Raw genomic sequence first — 19858 nt, 5'->3', positions numbered from 1 at the left:
TCGCCGTGGAACTAGTAAAACATTACAGGGACCATCGGTCCAAACACAATGCCCTCATCCACTGGGTGTTGTTTGTTTTTGACCTTGTGGTTCTTGGGATTTTTGTCCCCACCTTCTATGAAGCAGAACTATTGACTTTAGATCCCATTCTGGTGGTGATCGTGGGAGGAATCATTTTTGCTTTCTGCATCATGCCTCATATCCTTCTCAAAGTTTTACAAAAACCCAAAGGGAGTGATATCGATTCGAATGCACGAACCATTCGTTTGGTGGAAAAAAACAAAACGGTAAAAACAATTCCGTTTGATCGTATCCAGTTCCTTTCTTTCTCGGAATACAGCTACACTGTGAAATCAAAAAATGGATCAAGAACTGTAACTGTGTATACTGTAATGGGTCAATTAGAAGGAGAGAGCTTTGCCATCGCTGAATCTACAAACTATCCGGAAGTGCGACTCTTTGGGGAGAGTATTGCCAAACAATTAAAAACATCCATCAAGCAGGAATCGGGAGAACTAGTTCCCTATACAGACCTCGACCTTCCCATCCACAAACGAAAAGTTCCTAAAGAGATTTTAGACTCAGAGATAACCTTTAGTCCTAAGTCCCAACTTTTAATGGAGAGCACGGGTGGGACTTCCCTACTCAAATCCAACTACAGTCCTAAGATCTATACAATCATCGCCATCACGGTGAGTTTAGCCCTTACACTGATCATTCATTTTGTTTTTGGATCTCTTGTAGACTTATCTCTTGATTCCTGGGAATCAATTCCGCCGAACACCGAACAGATTGTCTTTTTCATCCTGTCTTTAGGAATTGGTTTTTCTCCTCTAATTTATGTTTGGTGGAACAGAAGGAAACGAAAAGAAATTCAAATTTCTAAAGATACTCTATTTTTTAATGGAAAAGCCTATCCTTTCCAAGACTATGAAGAGATCCTTTTGAAAAACAATACACTTTACCTTGTGAATGACCATTCCGCAAAAACCTATTCGCTACATTTCTTTTGCGAGCTCAGTGATATGGGATTGGTGCGAAATTGGATCTTAAAAGAAATTGCGAAACAATCGGGTGGGAATGAAGACTTGGGAAGGTTTTAAATTAGAAAGAAAATCCAAACCCCATCTTGCCTTGAGAGACTCAGATAGGGCGGATAGAAAGGGTTAAAAAAACTTACTGTGCGGGAACGCCAGGAACTTCTTTTTTCTTTTTCTCTTTAGAGAGTAGACCTTTGAGTTTTTCTTGAGTGGCCGGGTCTTGGAGTTTTTCCTTTCCCATTTGGATGGCTTTTTGCCCTTCTTCCGAATTGGCTTTTTCGATTAGTTTATTCACAAGACCTGGTTCATTCGAACCCGCATCTTTTGATTCCGAACTGGCACAGCTGAGTGCCAGTGATAGCATCATTGCTAAAAATATTGTTTGTTTCATATCTAGTATCCGTAACTGGAAAAAATTTAGATTTCCGAAGTCTTTGCGTCAATGGAAAAACAAAATCGTTTGTAGAAAACAAGGCTCCTTCTAAAACCAATCCAAAACTCCAAGGAAAGTATAAGGATGTTTCATGAATCAAAATGCTCATGACAAGGATTCTGCACAATTAGAAGCACTCGGACTCAAATCCGAATTTGAACGTAGTATGAGTTTTTGGGAAAACTTTTCCTTCGGTTTTACTTACCTCTCCCCCGTTGTCGGAGTGTATTCCGTATTTGCCCTAGCCATCCAAGCCGGTGGGCCGCCGATGATCTGGAACTATCTCCTTGTAGGTTTTGGCCAATTCCTCGTCTGTCTGGTCTTTGGTGAAATTGTATCCCAATACCCCATCTCTGGCGGGATCTATCCTTGGTCTCTCCGTTTGGTGGGAGAACGTTGGGCTTGGATGTCCGCTTGGGTTTATGCCTGGGCCCTGTTTACAACAGTCGCTGCTGTTGCCGTCGGTGGTGCCCCTTTCTTAAGCCAACTTTTGGGAATCGAATTTGGAAATTCCGGTTTTATCTGGATTGCCATCATCATGATTTTTATCTCCACCCTTCTCAATTTAAGTGGAACAAGGCTTCTTGCCAAGGTAGCATTTTTTGGATTTTTATGCGAACTCATTGGTGCCATTGTTGTGGGTGGATACCTTTTACTCTTTGCTAAGGTAAATTCCATTTCTATCCTTTGGAATACATTTTCCCTCGGCGAAGGAGTGGACTACTTCCCGGCTTTCCTTGCCTCTTCCGTGGCAGCTATGTTTTGTTATTATGGATTTGAGGCTTGCGGAGATGTGGCAGAAGAAACACCTAACGCCAGTGTAGCAATCCCTAAATCCATGCGGATGACGATTTATATTGGAGGGGGTGCTGCCACCTTCGTTTGTTTGGCGCTACTCTTGGCCCTTCCCAATATAGACAAAGCCATCTCAGGGGAAGACAATGATCCTGTGACCACAACTCTGGTTTCGGCTATGGGGGTTACGGGCTACCGAATGGTCATCGTTGTTGTGATGGTTTCCTTTCTCTCTTGCCTATTAAGTTTACAAGCGGCTGCCAGTCGCCTTCTGTTTTCCTTCGCACGGGATGGAATGATTTTTGGAAGTAAACACCTAAACCACCTTTCTAAATCGGGAAAGGTTCCGGTAAATGCACTCATTATTACGGGACTCATTCCCATCATCATTGCGAGTATGGGCCATTGGTTACAAGATGCGGTAACAACCATCATTAGTTTTGCTTCTGCCGGAATCTATGTAGCCTTCCAAATGGTTGTCATCGCTGCTTTGTATGCACGATCGAAAGGTTGGAAACCCAAAGGGTCCTTTACCTTGGGAAAACTAGGAGTGTACATCAATGGTCTGGCTCTATTTTATGGAGTGACAGCGGTTGCCAATATGGTTTGGCCAAGAACTCCGGAAGAACCTTGGTACATCAATTATGGAATGATATTTACAACCCTTGTTGTGATCTCCTCAGGACTCCTTTACTTACTGATTGCTAAACCACATCTAAAAAAGAGCAAATGATTCTCTCTCGAATTTAAACCTCTCTACATTGTTTGGGATTTGCGTTTATTCCCTTTCCCAAACAAGATACTCACCACCCGATATTTCTTCTTTTATAATGACTCGAAATCCCGGCAGATAATTTCCACCAAATCCATGAAAGGTGATGAGTTTCGTTTTTGGTTTTAATAACAAAAGGTTTTGTTTTAAGGTTTGTAAATCTTTTAGGAATTGATTCGCTGATTTTTCTTTTTGGGTATCTATGGAATGAATTCCCTTCATCGTCTCATACAGGGGATTGAAACAGTAATAATGAGAATGACCATAAGGAAATTGTTTTAAAAAATTTATGTTTTGGAACTCCACCTTCGGGGTATTCCAACGTTCTTTTAAGGATTCGGAAACAAGAACTAAGTCTTTGCGATCTTCCACACCAGTAATACTGATGGTAGATTTCGAAAGTAAAGAAAGATAAATACAAAACTTTCCCACTCCCGAACCCAAGTCCACGATGGACTCAGGCATATCTGTTTGCAGATACTTCCATGTCCGTTCGACTACTGAAATCGGAGTCCACTGAAAAGGAGAAAGAGTTTGGAAATTTTTTGGCAAAAACGAATCCCATAAGGAATCTGTCATCAGTTCCCCTACGTTGATTTTCTTTCCCTGATCCAAAAATTGGTTTCTCATTTTTTCCCTTGTGTTACATCTATTGGCCTATGGACCAAAAGATTCAGTATTTGAACCAAATGATTGAGATCATTGATAACAAAGTTACCATTTTTAAGAAAAACAAGTCCAAACTACCGCAGGCTGCTTATGCTGCGGAAAAACAAGTTCTCACTCGCACCATCCAAGAAACCATCCAATTGGCAGAAGAAATCAAACCTGTTCCCTTTTCTCTCATTAATGATTTGAAAGCCCTGATCAAACAATTATAATTCTTATTTCATTCGTCTTACGCTAATGCCGTGAAACCCATTTTTTGTTATCAAGTTCCCGTTGTGGTTGGTTCTGGAATTTCGGGTGCCGCCATCGCCATGTTGGATCCGAGTGTTGTCATTTACGACAAAGGAAGGTCCTATGGAGGAAGGGTATCTGGTAAGTTCGGATCCGATTCCCTTTCTTATGACTTTGGAGCCACCATGTTCCGTGACCTTATGGATGTACATTGGCTCGGTCAGGAAACAAAGTATTCCCTATCCGAAATTTGGAAGTCCGAATCCGTCGATATACAAACGAAACCGATTTATGATCCCTTGCATTTCTATCCGGTGAACGGTATGTCGGATTTGGTTTTGGGAATGTTTGGCAAAGTAAAACCGGTCCAAGGCCATACTCTAAAAAAACTAGAAGCATCAGGAGAGGAAACTTGGAATTTGGAATTTCATAACTCGGCAACCAAACAAATCGAGACTGTATGTTCTCATTCTGTGGTTCTTACCCTCCCCATACCACAAATTTTAGAAATTATCGATAGATCGGATACAAATTCTAAACTAAAACTTTGGGCCGATTTTTTAGAACCCTTTAACGACTACCGCAAAACTTTAGTTAGTTACTTCTACTGGGACAAATGGAAACCAAATTGGAAAGCATTCCACTTAAACCCCGATTCTCCGATTCCGATCACCACCTCTTTACAGAGAGGCAGTGATTGGGAATACCAAAGTTGGGAGAGTTTAAAATATCCCAACGAATTTCGGGAAGGTTCCGCACTCCTTGTCCAATTTGGTGCTATTTTTTCGGAATCTCATTTTGGGAATTGGATGGATTCGGAAAAAAAACCGAATCCAGAGATTCAAGAATATCTCATCCAAGGATTAAAAGAAAAATTTGGTGCTCCGGAACCTAACTTGATTTGGAACCATCGGTGGAAGTATGCCCAAGCCCAGATGCCTCTTCTGGGTCGAGAAGGTCCCCTCCAACTTGACTCCGTCACTTTTGAAGAATGGAAAGACCTTTGTAAACAAACAGGAATTACAATCCTTGGAGATTGGTTCTTTGGTGCAAAGATCGAAAGGATTGTGGGTGGGATATATTTTCTATCACACAACAATTTACTCTAACTCTTCTTTGGCGAGTAACTCTCGAAACTGGTTCACTCTCCTGCGATTGGCAAAAATATCCCATAACCCGAGAATCGATTGGGAACGAATTTGGGCTTCCTGTTTGTCTTCGGGAAAATAAATCTCCACGCGATCAGGAAATCGAAATACTTTTGTAAAAAAAATCACACGGATGTATTCTCCATCCTTCTCTTCACTGATCCAAATGTTTTCAGATTCATGAAAGTATTTGGAAATCCGTTCATAAGCCACCCGACGTGAGGTTGTGTATGGAATCGGATCTACTTTGTGAACAATATTGTACTGCATACTCTGACTAGAAACGCAGTTAGGTGATGGTGGACATCCCCGTAGTTCCCCGTCACTCACTCCAGAGAGTGGGCTTAAGACACTCATACAACAGATAAAGAAAACACTCAATGCAGCTTCCATAACTTCCAAAAAATCCAGATCTCTATTTTTTACTTGCAGAATTTTGGAATTTCCTGTTTTTTATTGGCACATGAAAGGCATCAAAAAACTCACAATTTCTGGATTGATTATAAGTATCATCTTACTCATCGCCGCTGCGTATTATTTTTCTAGTTTGGTTCTATATCCCAAAGTCAATTGTAAAGCGGACCACCATGTTTTTTGCCAAGGACCCAAGGAAGTGGGTCTTGATTTCGAAGAAGTCCAATTCGAAACTGAGGACAAACTGAACCTTGTTAGTTACTGGATTCCCACCAAACAATCCAAAGCTTCTATCATCCTTGTACATGGACATGGGGGACAACGAAACGAAGGCATTCGGTTTGCGAAAAGTCTACATGCTGCCGGATACAATTTACTCCTCCTAAGTTTACGAAGAAACCATGGTGGCTTTGCTTCTATGGGATTCCATGAACAAAAGGATGTATCAGCTGCAATCGACTTTCTAAAAAAGAAAGGTTATGAAAAAATTGGAATCTTTGGGTTTTCTATGGGTGCGGCAACAAGTATCATCGCCATGGCAGACCATCCAGAAATTCAAGCCGGACTCTTTAGCAGCGGTTATGGGAGTGCCATTGATGTACTTGTAGAGTCGGCCAATCGTGATTTTGGAATTCCCTACTATCCCCTCATCCCTGTAGTCAAATTGGCTCTCAATTTACGAGGAGATATGGACATCGATACAGTAAGACCGATTGATAGAATTGCCAGCATTAGTCCAAGGCCTGTCGCTCTTTTCCATTGTACTATGGATGATTACGTGGACTACCACCATGCGAAGGATCTATTCGCAAAAGCAGGAGAACCGAAATCTCTTTGGTCACCGGAATGCAATCGGCATGAAAGGCTTTGGAATTTTGATCCGAAAGAGGCGGAATCGCGTGCGGTTGGTTTCTTTCAGAAGTATTTGAAGTAGGTGTTTGGAATGAAAAGGAATATTTAATCAGAGTTATATGGTTTATAGGAGTAAATGATGCTGGGGGACTTCGACCTCTCCGCTGTTTGGACATCCTGTCCAAACAGCGGAGAGGCGCGGTTTTGTTCGTCGCCTCCCTTCCGGGTCGGCTTGTCCAAATCATTGCTCCCTATGGGTCGCAACGATTCGGCTCACAAAACTGTTCGAGTCGATTTTATGTATATTTGAGTGTTTGGGTTATGATAAAAGGGAATTTGCTCGAAGGGGGACTCGAACCCCCACACCTTGCGGCACTACCACCTCAAAGTAGCGTGTCTACCAATTCCACCATCCGAGCGGGTGTGTATGTGGACAGGTTAGGAAAACAGGTTCTTTCGTCAAGGAGATGAATTTTCTCTTGTCACTTGCACTCACAATTAGGTAGGTTGTAGGGGTCAAGTATGCAAGTATCCGATCTTACGTTTCGACTCAAACTCCTATTTATGGGTTTTCTTTCTCCTCTACTTGTTTTAGTAGGCCTTACCCTTTCTGCTCCTTATTGGTTAAAATCATCCGAAACCTATCAAAAATCAGATCTTGCTGTTTTGGAAGTTACGAGTCCACTCCCTTCCAAAAAAATCCTAAAAGCAGTCGCGACTTTGTCACAACGTGGTGATTTCAAAAAGCTACTCCTTGTTATACGAGAAGACAAAACACAAAACCTTCTCTATTCGCCAGGGGAACGCGAATCAAAAATCAAAGAACATTTGAATTCGATAGGAATTAGTCCAAGCACAGTATCCTCTCTCATCATCCCTGGAACCAAAATGGGTGACACAGACGAGGCATCCAAAAACCTATTAAAAATCGCTGTTTCTGACAATCTGGGAAGCATTTTACTCCTCTGTCGGGAATATGAAACCAAACGAGTTTTAGGAACCTATCGCAAAACCTTAGCCAGTTTGCCAATCAAGGTGACAGCTTACGGGTTTCCATCGGACGTCTCCGTTTCCAATTGGTTTTTGACTGAAGATGGAGTTCGAGAAATTACCAGCGAATTTGTACGTTATCTGTATTCTTATATTAGAGGTATCCTGTAAATGGATGAAATTAAAGATTCCAACGAACTCATTGAACAACGCATTCAAAAGATTAACGATTTAAAAACAAAAGGAATCAACCCCTACCCACTTCGTTTTTTTCCCAATGCCGATTCCAAATCTCTGATTGCAGGATTTGATCCGAACCAAACAGAAAAAGTATCCTTCAAATTAGGTGGCCGATTGCATGCAAAACGTGTGATGGGAAAAGCAAGTTTTGCCCACCTACGTGACGCAGAAGGCCTCATCCAATTGTATGCCACTCGAGACGATTTAGGAGAAGAAAACTATTCTATTTTTAAATCTTTAGATTTGGGAGATTGGATTGGTGTTGAAGGATGGCTTTTTCAAACCCAAAAAGGGGAAACTACGCTTCACTTAACAAGCGTTCAACTTCTTGCAAAATGCATTCGCCCTCTTCCTGTTGTGAAAGAAAAAGACGGTGTTGTTTATGATGCCTTCTCGGATGTAGAACAACGCTACCGTATGCGTTATGTGGATCTGGTTGTGAATGAAAACGTAAGAGAAACATTCAAAATGCGTTCTCGAATCATTTCTGAAATTCGAAAATTTTTGACAAATGAAGGATTTTTAGAAGTAGAAACTCCTATGATGCAACCCATTGCTGGTGGTGCTGCGGCTCGTCCATTTGTCACTCACCACAATACATTGGATATGGAACTTTTCCTTCGCATTGCTCCTGAACTTTATTTGAAACGACTCATCGTTGGTGGCCTTGACCGGGTTTTTGAACTAAACAGAAACTTTCGGAACGAAGGAATCTCTACAAAACACAATCCTGAATTTACGATGATGGAAGCCTATATGGCATTCGGTGATATGGAAGCCATGTTGTCTCTTACCGAGAGAATGATTGTTTCCGTAGCCCAGTCCATTGGCAAAGGTTTGAAATTTGCTTATGGAAAAGACCAAATCGATCTTTCTCCTCCATGGAAACGTGTGAAATACATTGATATCATCAAAGACTATTCAGGAATTGATTTTAGCCAAATCACTGATTTAAAAGATGCTATCGCTCAGGCGAAAGCCAAAGATGTGGACTCTTCTGATTCTGTTTCGATTTGGAAGGTATGTGATGATGTTTTTAGTTCCCTTGTGGAACCCCACCTCATCCAACCCATCTTTATCACAGATTTTCCGAAAGAACTCTCTCCTCTTGCAAAATCTAGGGAAGATGATCCGAAATATGTGGAACGATTTGAACCTTATGTGGCTGGTCGGGAAATTGGAAACGCATTTACAGAGTTAAACGATCCGTTCGACCAAAGAGAACGATTTGAAGAACAAGTGAAACAAAGAGAAGCCGGTGACGACGAAGCCTTTATGATGGACGATGACTATATCCGCGCTTTGGAATATGGCCTTCCTCCCACAGGTGGACTTGGAATTGGAATCGATCGTCTTGTGATGTTACTCACAGACTCTCACTCCATCCGTGACACCATTCTCTTCCCTCTGATGAGACCGGAATAGAATCTTACAAAGATTTAAAAACGATAAGGAACGGCTCACTAAAACAATTTAGAGATCCGTTCTAAACATAAAAAAGCCTCCCTGGATTAGATCCCTGGAGGCTTTTTCTTTTTTAGCAGACTAACAATATTACTTTTTGTTGATATTGAGTTTTGGCTCGGATTCGATGGTGCGGATCAATTTGGATAGATTGGATTGGAAGGTAGCCGTTTGGCCCGAACTCAAGTGGTAGTTGATCGTTTCCTTTCTGTTGGTATAACTGATTCCAATATTTTGACTCTCACCCACTTTCGGAATGATCTCCGAAGAAATGGCTGAGGTAATGATGATGGTATCGGAATAGTCGGTATTGGTGCGTTTGAGATTGTACCAAGTATCTCCTAGTTTCAAGGAAACACCAATGGGAAGGTCCACATCAAAGGTTCCAATTTCATAAAGTAAAAAATACTGAACCAGGCCAGAGGTATTGTCCCTTTCCGCTTTGAAATAGACACAAGGTCGTTTTCCAAAAACGAATAGAAACTTTCTCAAACAAACCTCATTGGAAATGGCAGTTTGTTGCTCTAGGGTTGGTTCCGGTGTGACCACGTAGGCCTTGGTTCCTGAACAGGAAACAAAAACCAGAAAAGTGAGGAAAATGGCGGAAATTCGGGTGAAGGACAAAATTCTTTCCATGGTAAGCTCAACCTTTTTCGAGGTGCAAGGTTTAGCAAAGGAAAAAATCCTGTTCCTATGGTATCTTATCCTAAAGGAAAAATAAAAGTCCTACTTCTGGAAAACATCCACAAGGATGCATATGAACTTTTCCATCGAGACGGTTTTGACGTTACCCTCGTCAAAGATGCGATGGAAGAAGCGGAACTCATCGAAAGAATTGCCGATGTACATGTTTTAGGCATTCGTAGCAAAACAAATGTTACAACTAAGGCCTTAGAGAATGCTAAAAAATTAATGACCATTGGATGTTTCTGTATTGGAACCAACCAAGTGGAACTGGAAGACGCAGAAAAACGCGCCGTTCCTGTTTTCAATGCCCCATACAGCAATACTCGGTCTGTGGCAGAACTTGTGATCGCTGAGATCATCATGCTTGCAAGAAAAGCAACCGATCAGTCCAGGGACGTTCATCTAGGAAAATGGAATAAAATTGCTAAGGGTTGTTTTGAAGTACGGGGAAAAACCTTAGGAATCATTGGTTACGGACATATTGGATCTCAAGTCTCTGTACTTGCGGAATCTATGGGAATGAAGGTTGTCTTTTTTGATATCATTTCCAAACTTCCACTCGGAAATGCCTCTTCTGTACATAGTTATGAAGAACTACTACAACAATCTGATTTTATTACCTTTCATGTTCCGGAAACTGATGAAACAAAAAATCTATTCCGCAAAGAACACCTGAATGTTGTCAAACAAGGTGCTTATTTACTGAACCTTTCTCGTGGGAAGGTATTAGAAATTGATGCTCTAGTGGAAGGATTAAAATCCGGGAAACTTGCTGGGGCCGGAGTGGATGTATTTCCGGAAGAACCCAAGTCTAACGATGATCCATTCTCAAGCCCTCTCCAAGGCCTACCGAATGTCATTCTAACACCGCATGTGGGTGGTTCTACGGAAGAAGCTCAAAGGAATATTGGATCAGAAGTCGCAGAAAAACTTTTGAAGTATGTAAACAATGGATCCACAACCTTCTCTGTGAACTTTCCCAATATTGAACTAGGAAGTTTGAAATCGGGATACCACAGAATCCTCAATATCCACCAAAACCAACCAGGGTTTTTAAGAGATATCAACTCCATCATCTCTGATTTGGGGGGAAATATCTTAACTCAAAACTTAAGCACCTCGTCTAATATTGGTTATTTGAGTATGGAAATTGACAAAAACTTGGGTGATGAATTAAAAGATAAAATCAAAGCCCATAAACATTCGATTCGCACTCGAATTCTCTACTAACAATGATGGGGAGGAAAAATCCAAATGATCGAAATCCTTCCCATCTTTACAAACTCTCCCCTTAGAAACTTTAGTTATCTTGTTTATTCCAACCGAACGGGTGAGGCCTATGCCATCGATCCCTTCGATGCAAAATCCATACTAACACATACAAAACAATTGGGTGTGAAAATAAAGGGAATTCTCAACACCCATGAACACGGGGATCATACCCAAGGAAATTTGGAACTAAAAGAGGAAACTAGGGCCATCGTTTACGGACATTCGAATGCCAAAGATAAAATCCCGGGACTCGATCAAATTCTTAAGGAAGGTGATATTGCCTTCTCCGCAGAGGAAGAATCCCTTCTTGTTTGGGACACACCGGGACATACATTCTCTCATCTGAGTTTTGTTCATAGAAATCCCAAAACCATTCTTGGAATTTTCTCTGGGGATACCCTATTCAATGTGGGCGTAGGAAACTGTTTTCGCGGTGGGGATCCGAATGCCCTTTATGATACCATAAAGTCTCGTTATGAAACACTACCTGACAGTTGTTTGTTGTATCCAGGTCATGATTATTGGGAAAACAATCTCAAGTTTGCTGAACATGTAGATCCAAACAATGATTTCCGGGAAGAATATAAGTCCTCTCTCAAACCCTTTCAAGTATCCGAAATGGGTGCAGAAAAGAACTTAAATCCATTTTTCAGAAGGAAAACAAGTTCTGTGGGCGACCGACTTCGAGAATTGAATGAACCCATCACCGATGACCGTTCTGTATTTTTGACTTTAAGAAGAATGCGAGACCACTGGTAATTTTTGTATTTTACAAAATCCAAACGAAAACATTGAAACACTTACGAACTTTTAGCATTTTCCTTTTCCTATTTTGTTTTGTGAGTTTTTTTGTGTATTCCCAAACAGAAGAAAAATCTCCGCTCAATGAAAAACAAAACCGAGTCACTGACTTCCAAAAAGCCAAACGAATCTTAAAACGATTTTATAAAAAAGTGGGAACGGATTTTTATTGCGGTTGTTCTTTTGCAGAAGACACAGAGGTTCCTGGACGACTCAAAATTAATTTTGAATCTTGTGGGCTTAGTAGCCGTAAAGATAATCACCGCCAAACATGGATTGAATGGGAACATATTGTTCCTGCGCATAGTTTTGGAAAAGACCGGGAATGTTGGACTAAAAAAGAATGCGAACTGAATGGAAAGCACGTGCGCGGACGTAAATGTTGCCAAGCCATAGATCCAGAATTCAACCAAATGGAAGCCGATTTACACAATATCGTTCCTGTTCCCGGAGAGATCAACGCAGACCGCGGCATTTTTTCTTATGGAGAAATTGAAGGCGAAGAAAGAAACTATGGACTTTGTGATTTTGAAGTGAACTTTAAAGAACAAACGGCAGAACCGGAGCCAAAGATTCGCGGAGACATTGCTCGTACGTATTTCTATATGGAATGGAAGTATGGAATCGCAATTCCTGCGGGAAGGCGTAAACTCTATGAAGCCTGGAACAAACTCGACCCACCCGATACCTTTGAAATTCGTAAAAACGAAATCATAGAAAAAATCCAGTCTGTTAAAAATCCTTTTATTGATTGAACCGAAGGTTACATTCCGATTCTATAAAATTGCGTAGTGCCATGACTCGACGGGACGGGGTTCGGTTCATGGGATGCACAAGCCAAACACTTCCAAAATTCTCCAAAGGAAATTCTTTTAGGATGGGAATGAGTCTCCCCGATTGGATATGATCTTCAATGTCCCAAAAAGAACGGATCAGAACCCCTTTTCCCTTTAAACCCATTTGCACTAAACTTGCCGCATCATTCGATAGAAAGTTTCGATTCCTGGTAACATCCGATAGGCGAATCTCTGTTTCCGAAAAACGCACCTCTTTATGGAAATCTAAATACAAAAGGTTATGAGTTTCTAAATCTTTTGGAGACTGCACCTTGGGGTTTGTTTTCCCATATTCGGGACTCACGACAGCAACGATTCGATTTTGGAAAAGATAAGTTCCTTCAAGGTTAATGGGAACTTCCATTCCCACACGAATTCCTATATCAATCGATTCTTCCATAAGATCCAAAAGACTATCGGTTACGATGAGCTGAATTTTGATTTTGGGATTTTGTTCTTGGAACCGTTCGATCATATCAGAAACAAAGTTACTAGACATCGAACTCACACAAGTGACGCGAAGTGTTCCCTCTAATACATCTTTGTTGGCGAAGGAATTTTCCAGATCCTTGACACTGTCTAAAACGGAAGCCACCTTTTGTAAGATCATCTCTGCATCCCTTGTCGGAACCACCTTTCTGGTATTGCGGTAGAAAAGCTGGGTCTTCCAAATCTTTTCCAGCCCCAAAATCCTTTTGGCAACAGCAGCTTTCGTTATCCCCATTTTGGCCGCAGCTTGCGTAAAACTACGCTCTTGTACTACCAATACGAAGGTTTTTAGGTCTTCTATGTCCCGGATACTCTCGATCATATATCTAACTGTATCCCAATAGTATCCAATCAGTCAACTTTCTTTATTATAGTTTATTTTTTGTTTACAAATTAAGAAATAATTCCAGACAGGGTCTTATAGGCAATTGATCCGCCCGGAAAAACAGTGAGGAAATGATGAAGACGATAGCGGCCATTTTTGATCCCAAACAAAAGAAAACCATATTACAAACATTAGATGCCGAACCCCTACCTCTTGGTGACCATGATGTTCGAGTGAGTGTCAAAGCGGTCTCGGTCAATCCAGTCGATTATAAAGTTAAAAAATCCATCTATTCAGAAAACCCAGGCCCACGAGTTCTTGGCTGGGATGCGAGTGGTGTGGTCACAGAAATAGGTAAAAAAGTATCTACCCTTAAGTTAGGAGAGGAAGTATTCTATGCGGGAGATATCAAACGCCCTGGTAGCAACTCTGAATTCCAAGTAGTGGATGAATTGATTGTAGGTAAAAAACCAAAAAATCTAAGTTTCAAAGAAGCGGCCTCTCTTCCCTTAACAACGATTACAGCCTACGAAGCCATTTTTGAAAAACTTAAATTAGATCCAAAAACAGAGACAAAGATTCTAATCATAGCCGGTGCAGGAGGTGTGGGAAGTATCGCCATCCAAATCTTAAAACAAATGACAAATGCCACTGTGTTTGCCACTGCCTCTAGAGAGGAGTCGATCACTTGGGTAAAAAAACTTGGTGCTGACTATGCCATCCATCCGAAAAAAGACTTTCTGGAACAAGTCCAAGATTTGAGATTCAATGGGGTCAATGAAGTTTTACTTTTCAGCGATCCCAAAGATCATTTTGAAAATATAAGCAAAGTCCTCCTACCTTTTGGAAATATTTGTTCTATTGTGGAAACAGACTCCCCACTCAATATGAACTTATTAAAATCGAAAAGTAATGGATATCTAAATGAGTTTATGTTTACAAAGTCAATGTTCCAAACAGAAGATCGAATCAAACAAAAACAATTGTTAGAAGAAGTGGGAAATTTGGTGGAGGAAGGGAAAATTAGCCCCACAAATCATATCGATTTAGGAGAGATGACAGAAGAAACACTGACGAAGGCACACGAACTATTAGAATCAGGAAAAACAATCGGTAAAATTGTACTCGGAGGATTTACAAAATGAACACAGGTCTTAAAAATAAAAAAGTTTTAGTCACAGGATCTACCAAAGGAATCGGATTCCAAACCGCACTTAAGTTTGCAGAAGAAGGAGCAGAAGTCATCATTCATGGTAGAAAGGATGATGCGGTTCATATGGCAATCAAAGAAATCAAATCCAAACTACCGGAATCAAAGTTAGGTGGTTCTTCAGCAGATCTTGCTACCGAAGAAGGAATCCTGAAACTTATCAAAGAAATTCCCAATGTGGATGTTCTTATCAATAACGCCGGGTATTTTGAACCCAAACCTTTTTTTGAAATCACAAGAGAGGATTGGAAAAAGATGTACGAAACCAATGTCCTCAGTGGTGCTGAACTCACACAGCATTATCTCAAGGGAATGTTAGAAAGGGATTCTGGTAGGATAATTTTTGTCTCTAGTGAATCTGCGCTGAACATTCCAGCGGAGATGGTGCATTATGGGATGAGTAAAACCGCACAACTTTCTATTTCTCGAGGGAGCGCCGAAATTGCCAAGGGATCGCGAGTGACGGTGAATTCGGTTCTTCCCGGGCCCACACTTTCGGAAGGAGTGGAAGAGTTCATCCAAAGTTTGGCGAAAGCCCAAGGAAAATCCAACGAAGATATGGCGAGAGATTTCATAAGGGAAAACCGCCCGAGTTCTCTTGTCCAGAGGTTTGCCAAACCAGAAGAAATCGCCAATGTGATTGTCTTTTTGGCCAGTGAACTGGCATCGATGATCCATGGTGCTTCGGTTCGTGCCGACGGAGGGGTTTATAAATCCATTTAAAGGAGAGAATGAGGTTCCTAGTTTTTTTTAAATTTGCCAAAAGAGATTTTGCTTCATTTACAGAAAACTACGGAATTGGATTCTGGAATTGCTATGAAAGAATATGACATCATTGTCATTGGTGCCGGTGCCGGGACAAAACTCGTCACCCCACCATCGCAAATCGGCAAACGAGTGGCTGTCTTCGAAAAAGAAAGCCCTGGTGGGACTTGCCTCAACCGAGGTTGTATCCCTTCTAAAATGATCATTTATCCTTCCGAACTCATTCGGATGTCGACGGACACAGAAAAGTTTCCCGTCCATTTTAAAGAAAAACCCGTTGCCGATGTGGAACAAATCTTTCAACGAGTGAATGCTTCGGTAAAACAAGATTCTGATTCCATTCCCAGAGCTTATGATAAAAATCCCAATATTGATTTTTATTCCAAACAAGTTCGGTTTGTGAGTGAACGTGTTTTAACTGACGGAACCGATACCTATACCGCCAAACATATATTTGTTGTTACTGGAACTAGGCCACAAATTCCAGAAATCCCTGGATTAAAAGGAACTCCTTTTTGGACATCCAGAGAAGCCCTTTCTCCAGACCAATTCCCAAAATCACTTCTCATCATTGGTGCAGGGTTTATCTCCTTGGAGCTTGGTGCGGCATACAGCGCTTACGGTTGCGAAGTGACAGGCCTCACGCGAACAGACATTCTGCGAACTGCTGATGGTGATATCCAAAAGGAACTCGTAGGCCACCTACCTTTCCCTATTGAATCCCATTACCAAATTCAAAAAGTCCAATTTGAAAATGGAAAGTTTACTGTCACAGGTCTTTCCAAAGAAGGAAAAACAACAGTGCATACAGCAGAACGATTGCTTGTGGCCACTGGAATCCGTCCGAATACTGATGACTTAGGATTAGAAAATACAAAGATCCAAACAAATGATGCCGGATACATTGTTGTTAATGATACTTTGGAAACCACAGAGCCAGGGATTTATGCTTTTGGGGATGTGATTGGAAGGTATTTTTTTCGACATAGTGCCAACTTCGAAGGGGAATATCTTTTCGAACATTTGTATGGCTCGGATGCGAAAGGTCCCATCCAATACCCACCCATGCCGGAAGCGGTATTCACCCATCCACAAATTGCGAGTGTCGGTTTTACAGAAGAGCAACTCATCCAAAAACAAATTCCTTATTACAAAGGGGTCAATCCCTATTCCTCTAGTGCCACGGGTATGGCAAGGATGTCTAACTCTGGTTTTGTAAAAGTCCTTGTTTCCGAAGAAACCGAGGAAGTTTTAGGTGCCCATATCATTGGGGAAGAAGCCGCAAACCTACTCCATCAAATTGTTCTCGGTATGTATCTCAAAGCAAAGTTAGACGACTATTTAGGAATGATCTACATCCATCCTGCCATCTCGGAAATTACTAGAAATGCATTTCGTAAAGTAAGAGAAGAGAAAAAGAAAAGGATAAAAAAATGAAAAAGTTTTTATTCAATCGTTATGACAAGGATACCTTACTCAAAAAAGTTTCCAAAGATCCAAGAGAAAGAAGGGTCATATCCTTTTATCGTTATGTAAAAATTGAAGACCCACTCGCTTTCCGAGACAAACTCTACGATGTATTTGAAGATCTTTCTATCCTTGGGAGAATTTATTTAGCAAAAGAAGGGATCAACGCGCAAGTGTCGATTCCTGTTGAAAACTACGATGCTCTCCGATCCGTAGTGGATTCCATTCCCGAACTGACAAAAATTTATTTCAATGATGCTGTGGAAGATAAAAAAGAAAGTTTTATAAAACTCGCCATCAAAGTTCGCAAAAAAATCGTGGCCGATGGTTTGGACGACTCAAAGTTCGATCCTTCTGATGTAGGAACCCACCTAACACCTTTAGAATTCCACGATGCCCTAGCAGAACCAGGAGTGATTGTTGTAGACCTTCGCAACAATTACGAATCAGAAGTGGGACATTTTGAAAATGCCATCCTACCCGATGTCGGAACTTTCCGAGAAGAATTGCCAATCGTCGAAAATATGTTAACTGACGATAAAGATAAAAAAATCCTACTCTACTGCACCGGTGGGATTCGCTGCGAAAAAGCCAGTGCTTATTTAAAATACAAAGGTTTTTCCAAGGTGCACCAACTCCAGGGTGGAATCATCAATTATGCAAAAGCCATTCAGGATGCAGGAATCTCCTCCAAATTCAAAGGGAAAAACTTTGTTTTTGATGACAGGCTTGGAGAAAGGATTACAGAAGATGTCCTCACCGTTTGTTATGTCTGTGGGAAACCCGGTGACCGCCATACCAATTGTGCCAATCTTGGATGCCATGTTCTTCTTGTGCAATGTGAAGAGTGCGCGAAGGATCTTCTCAATTGTTGTTCCGAAGAATGTAAAAACATAGTTCTATTACCAGAAGAGGAACAAAAACTCTTACGCAAAGAAAATAGAGAAAACAAAAAGTATCCCACACACCACCTAACAAGAAAACTAGTAGGGAAATAAATGCCAGAATATGCAATCGAATTGGAAGGTTTGGAAAAAACCTATTCAACTGGGGTCAAGGCCCTTCGTTCCATCAACTTAAAAGTAGAATCAGGAGACTTCTTTGCTCTCCTCGGCCCAAACGGTGCCGGAAAATCGACTACCATAGGAATCCTAAGTTCCCTTATCAATAAAACGGGAGGCAAGGCAAAAATCTTTGGAACCGATATTGATTTAAAACCAGACCTTGCTAAAACTTTTTTGGGAATTGTTCCCCAAGAATTTAATTTTGGAATCTTTGAAGCTGTAGAACAAATCCTGATCAACCAAGCAGGATTCTATGGTATGCCTTACCGCGAAGCAAAAGACAAAGTTGAATACTATTTAGAAAAACTATCCCTTATCGACAAAAGAAAATCTGCGGCGGGCCAACTTAGTGGTGGGATGAAACGTCGGCTTATGATTGCAAGAGCCCTCGTTCACGACCCCAAACTTTTGATTTTAGATGAACCAACCGCTGGCGTAGACATTGAAATCAGAAGGTCTATGTGGGAGTTTTTAAAAGAACTCAACAAAGCCGGAAAAACCATCATCCTTACCACCCATTACCTAGAAGAAGCAGAATCTCTTTGTAAGAACATTGCAATCATTGACAAAGGGGAAATCGTAGAAAACACTTCGATGAAAAAATTACTCCATCGTTTGGATAAAGAAACCTTTATCATCGACTTAAAGAAATCGATCAAAACAAAACCCCAGTCCAAAAAATTTACTTGGGTATGGCTCGATGATCATAGTTTAGAAGTGCAATTAGATAAAAATGATTCCATAAACCAATTGTTTACGGAACTCACAAATCTTGGCTTAGAAGTCTTAAGCCTTCGGAACAAATCCAATCGTTTGGAAGAACTCTTTTTATCTCTTACAGGGAAAAATTAAATATGTGGAAACGTAACTTTACTGCCTTACAAACAATCGTGAAAAGGGAATGGATTCGAATCATCCGCATTTGGGTACAAACTCTCATCCCACCAGTCATTACCATGGCTTTGTACTTTTTGATTTTTGGAGAACTTGTGGGTCGCCAAATTGGGAAGGTAGGTGAATTCACTTATATTGAATTCATTGTCCCTGGCCTCATTATGATGAGTGTGATTACCAATTCCTACAACAATGTGGTATCTTCTTTTTTCTCCAGTAAGTTCCAGAGAAATATTGAAGAGTTACTGGTCTCGCCTACTTCTCCTTATACGATTGTAATTGGTTATACCTTTGGCGGTGTGGTTCGTGGGCTTTTTGTGGGAATCCTTGTTACTCTCACTTCTCTATTTTTTACGAACCTTCGGTTCCATAACCCTTTAGTGATTTTTTTCACAGTTTTCATGACAGCGATTCTGTTTTCTCTCGGTGGTTTTTTTAACGCCCTATTCGCTAAAAAATTCGATGACGTCACCATCATTCCGACCTTCATCCTAACCCCTCTCACTTATCTGGGGGGAGTATTTTATTCCGTAAAAAATTTACCTGGGTTTTGGCAGACAGTTTCTTATTTCAATCCCATCCTTTATATGGTAAATTTATTCCGTTACGGGTTTATTGGAGTTACCGATGTGAATTTATTTTTTTCCTTTGGATTTATCATCCTACTTTCTGTAATTTTATTTTTGATCAATGTGAGGTTAATGAAAATCGGTTATGGAATCAGAAACTAAAACCACGAGACAAACCAGGATGGAATCCGTCCTAACAGAGAAATTTGCACCAAAGGTTCTAAACCTTAAGGATGTCTCCTTAGAACATGCGGGGCATCCGGGAATGACTAAGGATTCGAAAGAAACCCACTTCCGGTTGCAAATGGTATCGGCAAAGTTTGCCGGTAAATCCACAGTGGAAAACCACCGAGCGGTCTACTCGGAACTCGCCCCGGAATTCAAAAAAGGCCTCCATGCCTTGGAAATGGATCTTTCGGCCCCATAAAGAC

General features: G+C 41.0%; 22 protein-coding genes and 1 tRNA gene. 17 read left to right on the top strand and 6 right to left on the bottom strand.

The annotated features are described in order from the left end of the window. The first annotated feature begins 5 nt into the window (after positions 1-5). Positions 6-1103: a hypothetical protein gene (locus tag JWG41_RS02300; protein ID WP_332461273.1), complete on the top strand. Its 1098-nt coding sequence runs from the start codon at positions 6-8 to the stop codon at positions 1101-1103. Positions 1104-1176: 73 nt separating this feature from the next. Here the strand turns inward: JWG41_RS02300 and JWG41_RS02295 are convergent, their stop codons facing one another. Beyond that, entirely contained in the window at positions 1177-1431 is a 255-nt protein-coding gene (locus JWG41_RS02295) for a hypothetical protein (RefSeq protein ID WP_205268343.1), read from the bottom strand. Positions 1432-1564: 133 nt separating this feature from the next. Between JWG41_RS02295 and JWG41_RS02290 the strand changes: the two genes are divergently transcribed. Next, a complete protein-coding gene (locus JWG41_RS02290) occupies positions 1565-3001 on the top strand; it encodes an APC family permease (RefSeq protein ID WP_205268342.1) in 1437 nt (478 codons plus the stop codon). Positions 3002-3046: 45 nt separating this feature from the next. Here the strand turns inward: JWG41_RS02290 and JWG41_RS02285 are convergent, their stop codons facing one another. Then, entirely contained in the window at positions 3047-3670 is a 624-nt protein-coding gene (locus JWG41_RS02285) for a methyltransferase (protein WP_205268341.1), read from the bottom strand. 29 nt (positions 3671-3699) lie between these two features. On the opposite strand from JWG41_RS02285, the gene JWG41_RS02280 reads away from it, so the two are divergent. Both JWG41_RS02280 and JWG41_RS02275 read left to right on the top strand, forming a co-directional pair. After that, a complete protein-coding gene (locus JWG41_RS02280) occupies positions 3700-3921 on the top strand; it encodes a hypothetical protein (protein WP_205268340.1) in 222 nt (73 codons plus the stop codon). Between the two features lie 30 nt (positions 3922-3951). After that, the gene (locus tag JWG41_RS02275; protein ID WP_205268339.1) at positions 3952-5049 is read left to right on the top strand and encodes an NAD(P)/FAD-dependent oxidoreductase; all 1098 of its coding nucleotides are present in this window, start codon (positions 3952-3954) and stop codon (positions 5047-5049) included. Here JWG41_RS02275 and JWG41_RS02270 read toward each other — a convergent pair. Then, the gene (locus JWG41_RS02270) at positions 5041-5481 is read right to left on the bottom strand and encodes a DUF1499 domain-containing protein (RefSeq protein ID WP_205268338.1); all 441 of its coding nucleotides are present in this window, start codon (positions 5479-5481) and stop codon (positions 5041-5043) included. The genes JWG41_RS02275 and JWG41_RS02270 overlap by 9 nt on opposite strands. Before the next feature lie 70 nt (positions 5482-5551). Between JWG41_RS02270 and JWG41_RS02265 the strand changes: the two genes are divergently transcribed. Next, positions 5552-6436: an alpha/beta hydrolase gene (locus JWG41_RS02265; protein WP_205268337.1), complete on the top strand. Its 885-nt coding sequence runs from the start codon at positions 5552-5554 to the stop codon at positions 6434-6436. A gap of 255 nt (positions 6437-6691) precedes the next feature. Here JWG41_RS02265 and JWG41_RS02260 read toward each other — a convergent pair. Further along, a tRNA-Leu gene (locus JWG41_RS02260) sits at positions 6692-6773 on the bottom strand. A 103-nt stretch (positions 6774-6876) separates the two neighbouring features. Here JWG41_RS02260 and JWG41_RS02255 point away from each other — a divergent pair. Together JWG41_RS02255 and lysS are read left to right on the top strand one after the other, a co-directional pair. Next, on the top strand, positions 6877-7515 hold the full coding sequence (locus JWG41_RS02255) for a hypothetical protein (RefSeq protein WP_205268336.1): 639 nt from the start codon (positions 6877-6879) through the stop codon (positions 7513-7515). A 9-nt stretch (positions 7516-7524) separates the two neighbouring features. Beyond that, a complete protein-coding gene (gene lysS / locus JWG41_RS02250; RefSeq protein ID WP_205268457.1) occupies positions 7525-9009 on the top strand; it encodes a lysine--tRNA ligase in 1485 nt (494 codons plus the stop codon). 129 nt (positions 9010-9138) lie between these two features. Here lysS and JWG41_RS02245 read toward each other — a convergent pair whose 3' ends face one another. Then, entirely contained in the window at positions 9139-9684 is a 546-nt protein-coding gene (locus tag JWG41_RS02245; protein WP_205268335.1) for a hypothetical protein, read from the bottom strand. 57 nt (positions 9685-9741) lie between these two features. Here JWG41_RS02245 and serA point away from each other — a divergent pair, with 57 nt between their 5' ends. Genes serA through JWG41_RS02230 form a run of 3 tightly spaced genes read left to right on the top strand, consistent with a single transcriptional unit; the run spans position 9742 to position 12563 of the window. Beyond that, the gene (gene serA, locus JWG41_RS02240; RefSeq protein WP_205268334.1) at positions 9742-10965 is read left to right on the top strand and encodes a phosphoglycerate dehydrogenase; all 1224 of its coding nucleotides are present in this window, start codon (positions 9742-9744) and stop codon (positions 10963-10965) included. 24 nt (positions 10966-10989) lie between these two features. Beyond that, the gene (locus JWG41_RS02235; protein ID WP_205268333.1) at positions 10990-11766 is read left to right on the top strand and encodes a hydroxyacylglutathione hydrolase; all 777 of its coding nucleotides are present in this window, start codon (positions 10990-10992) and stop codon (positions 11764-11766) included. A gap of 32 nt (positions 11767-11798) precedes the next feature. Beyond that, the gene (locus tag JWG41_RS02230) at positions 11799-12563 is read left to right on the top strand and encodes an endonuclease (RefSeq protein ID WP_205268332.1); all 765 of its coding nucleotides are present in this window, start codon (positions 11799-11801) and stop codon (positions 12561-12563) included. Here JWG41_RS02230 and JWG41_RS02225 read toward each other — a convergent pair. Next, on the bottom strand, positions 12553-13455 hold the full coding sequence (locus JWG41_RS02225) for a LysR family transcriptional regulator (protein WP_205268331.1): 903 nt from the start codon (positions 13453-13455) through the stop codon (positions 12553-12555). The genes JWG41_RS02230 and JWG41_RS02225 overlap by 11 nt on opposite strands. Positions 13456-13589: 134 nt before the next feature. Between JWG41_RS02225 and JWG41_RS02220 the strand changes: the two genes are divergently transcribed. The 7 genes from JWG41_RS02220 (at position 13590) to JWG41_RS02190 (ending at position 19854) form a co-directional block, all read left to right on the top strand. Further along, positions 13590-14603 (top strand): zinc-binding alcohol dehydrogenase family protein, encoded by a 1014-nt coding sequence (locus JWG41_RS02220; RefSeq protein ID WP_232373621.1) that lies wholly within the window; start codon positions 13590-13592, stop codon positions 14601-14603. Then, positions 14600-15391 (top strand): SDR family NAD(P)-dependent oxidoreductase, encoded by a 792-nt coding sequence (locus JWG41_RS02215; RefSeq protein ID WP_205268330.1) that lies wholly within the window; start codon positions 14600-14602, stop codon positions 15389-15391. Before JWG41_RS02220 ends, JWG41_RS02215 begins: the two co-directional genes overlap by 4 nt. Positions 15392-15484: 93 nt before the next feature. Next, entirely contained in the window at positions 15485-16870 is a 1386-nt protein-coding gene (locus JWG41_RS02210; RefSeq protein ID WP_205268329.1) for a dihydrolipoyl dehydrogenase, read from the top strand. Beyond that, entirely contained in the window at positions 16867-17898 is a 1032-nt protein-coding gene (trhO, locus tag JWG41_RS02205; RefSeq protein WP_205268328.1) for an oxygen-dependent tRNA uridine(34) hydroxylase TrhO, read from the top strand. Before JWG41_RS02210 ends, trhO begins: the two co-directional genes overlap by 4 nt. Then, positions 17899-18816, top strand: coding sequence for an ABC transporter ATP-binding protein (locus JWG41_RS02200; RefSeq protein WP_205268327.1), 918 nt, complete (start codon positions 17899-17901; stop codon positions 18814-18816). A gap of 2 nt (positions 18817-18818) precedes the next feature. Beyond that, positions 18819-19589 (top strand): ABC transporter permease, encoded by a 771-nt coding sequence (locus tag JWG41_RS02195; RefSeq protein WP_205268326.1) that lies wholly within the window; start codon positions 18819-18821, stop codon positions 19587-19589. Next, entirely contained in the window at positions 19573-19854 is a 282-nt protein-coding gene (locus JWG41_RS02190; protein WP_205268325.1) for a BolA family protein, read from the top strand. The genes JWG41_RS02195 and JWG41_RS02190 overlap by 17 nt, the downstream gene beginning before the upstream one ends. Positions 19855-19858: the final 4 nt, after the last annotated feature.

The sequence above is a fragment of the Leptospira chreensis genome (genome assembly GCF_016919165.1).
GTDB classification, from domain to species: domain Bacteria; phylum Spirochaetota; class Leptospiria; order Leptospirales; family Leptospiraceae; genus Leptospira_A; species Leptospira_A chreensis.
This window is presented reverse-complemented; position numbering and strand designations above follow the sequence as displayed.

Excerpts from the sequence above, each read along its gene's own strand:
- serA (WP_205268334.1), top strand. The coding sequence starts at position 9,742 with ATGGTATCTTATCCTAAAGGAAAAATAAAAGTCCTACTTCTGGAAAAC.
- JWG41_RS02225 (WP_205268331.1), bottom strand. The coding sequence starts at position 13,455 with ATGATCGAGAGTATCCGGGACATAGAAGACCTAAAAACCTTCGTATTG.
- JWG41_RS02190 (WP_205268325.1), top strand. The coding sequence starts at position 19,573 with ATGGAATCAGAAACTAAAACCACGAGACAAACCAGGATGGAATCCGTC.
- JWG41_RS02220 (WP_232373621.1), top strand. The coding sequence starts at position 13,590 with ATGATGAAGACGATAGCGGCCATTTTTGATCCCAAACAAAAGAAAACC.
- JWG41_RS02265 (WP_205268337.1), top strand. The coding sequence starts at position 5,552 with ATGAAAGGCATCAAAAAACTCACAATTTCTGGATTGATTATAAGTATC.
- JWG41_RS02285 (WP_205268341.1), bottom strand. The coding sequence starts at position 3,670 with ATGAGAAACCAATTTTTGGATCAGGGAAAGAAAATCAACGTAGGGGAA.
- JWG41_RS02200 (WP_205268327.1), top strand. The coding sequence starts at position 17,899 with ATGCCAGAATATGCAATCGAATTGGAAGGTTTGGAAAAAACCTATTCA.
- JWG41_RS02245 (WP_205268335.1), bottom strand. The coding sequence starts at position 9,684 with ATGGAAAGAATTTTGTCCTTCACCCGAATTTCCGCCATTTTCCTCACT.
- JWG41_RS02290 (WP_205268342.1), top strand. The coding sequence starts at position 1,565 with ATGAATCAAAATGCTCATGACAAGGATTCTGCACAATTAGAAGCACTC.
- JWG41_RS02295 (WP_205268343.1), bottom strand. The coding sequence starts at position 1,431 with ATGAAACAAACAATATTTTTAGCAATGATGCTATCACTGGCACTCAGC.
- JWG41_RS02270 (WP_205268338.1), bottom strand. The coding sequence starts at position 5,481 with ATGGAAGCTGCATTGAGTGTTTTCTTTATCTGTTGTATGAGTGTCTTA.
- JWG41_RS02235 (WP_205268333.1), top strand. The coding sequence starts at position 10,990 with ATGATCGAAATCCTTCCCATCTTTACAAACTCTCCCCTTAGAAACTTT.
- trhO (WP_205268328.1), top strand. The coding sequence starts at position 16,867 with ATGAAAAAGTTTTTATTCAATCGTTATGACAAGGATACCTTACTCAAA.
- JWG41_RS02255 (WP_205268336.1), top strand. The coding sequence starts at position 6,877 with ATGCAAGTATCCGATCTTACGTTTCGACTCAAACTCCTATTTATGGGT.
- JWG41_RS02210 (WP_205268329.1), top strand. The coding sequence starts at position 15,485 with ATGAAAGAATATGACATCATTGTCATTGGTGCCGGTGCCGGGACAAAA.
- JWG41_RS02280 (WP_205268340.1), top strand. The coding sequence starts at position 3,700 with ATGGACCAAAAGATTCAGTATTTGAACCAAATGATTGAGATCATTGAT.
- JWG41_RS02195 (WP_205268326.1), top strand. The coding sequence starts at position 18,819 with ATGTGGAAACGTAACTTTACTGCCTTACAAACAATCGTGAAAAGGGAA.
- JWG41_RS02215 (WP_205268330.1), top strand. The coding sequence starts at position 14,600 with ATGAACACAGGTCTTAAAAATAAAAAAGTTTTAGTCACAGGATCTACC.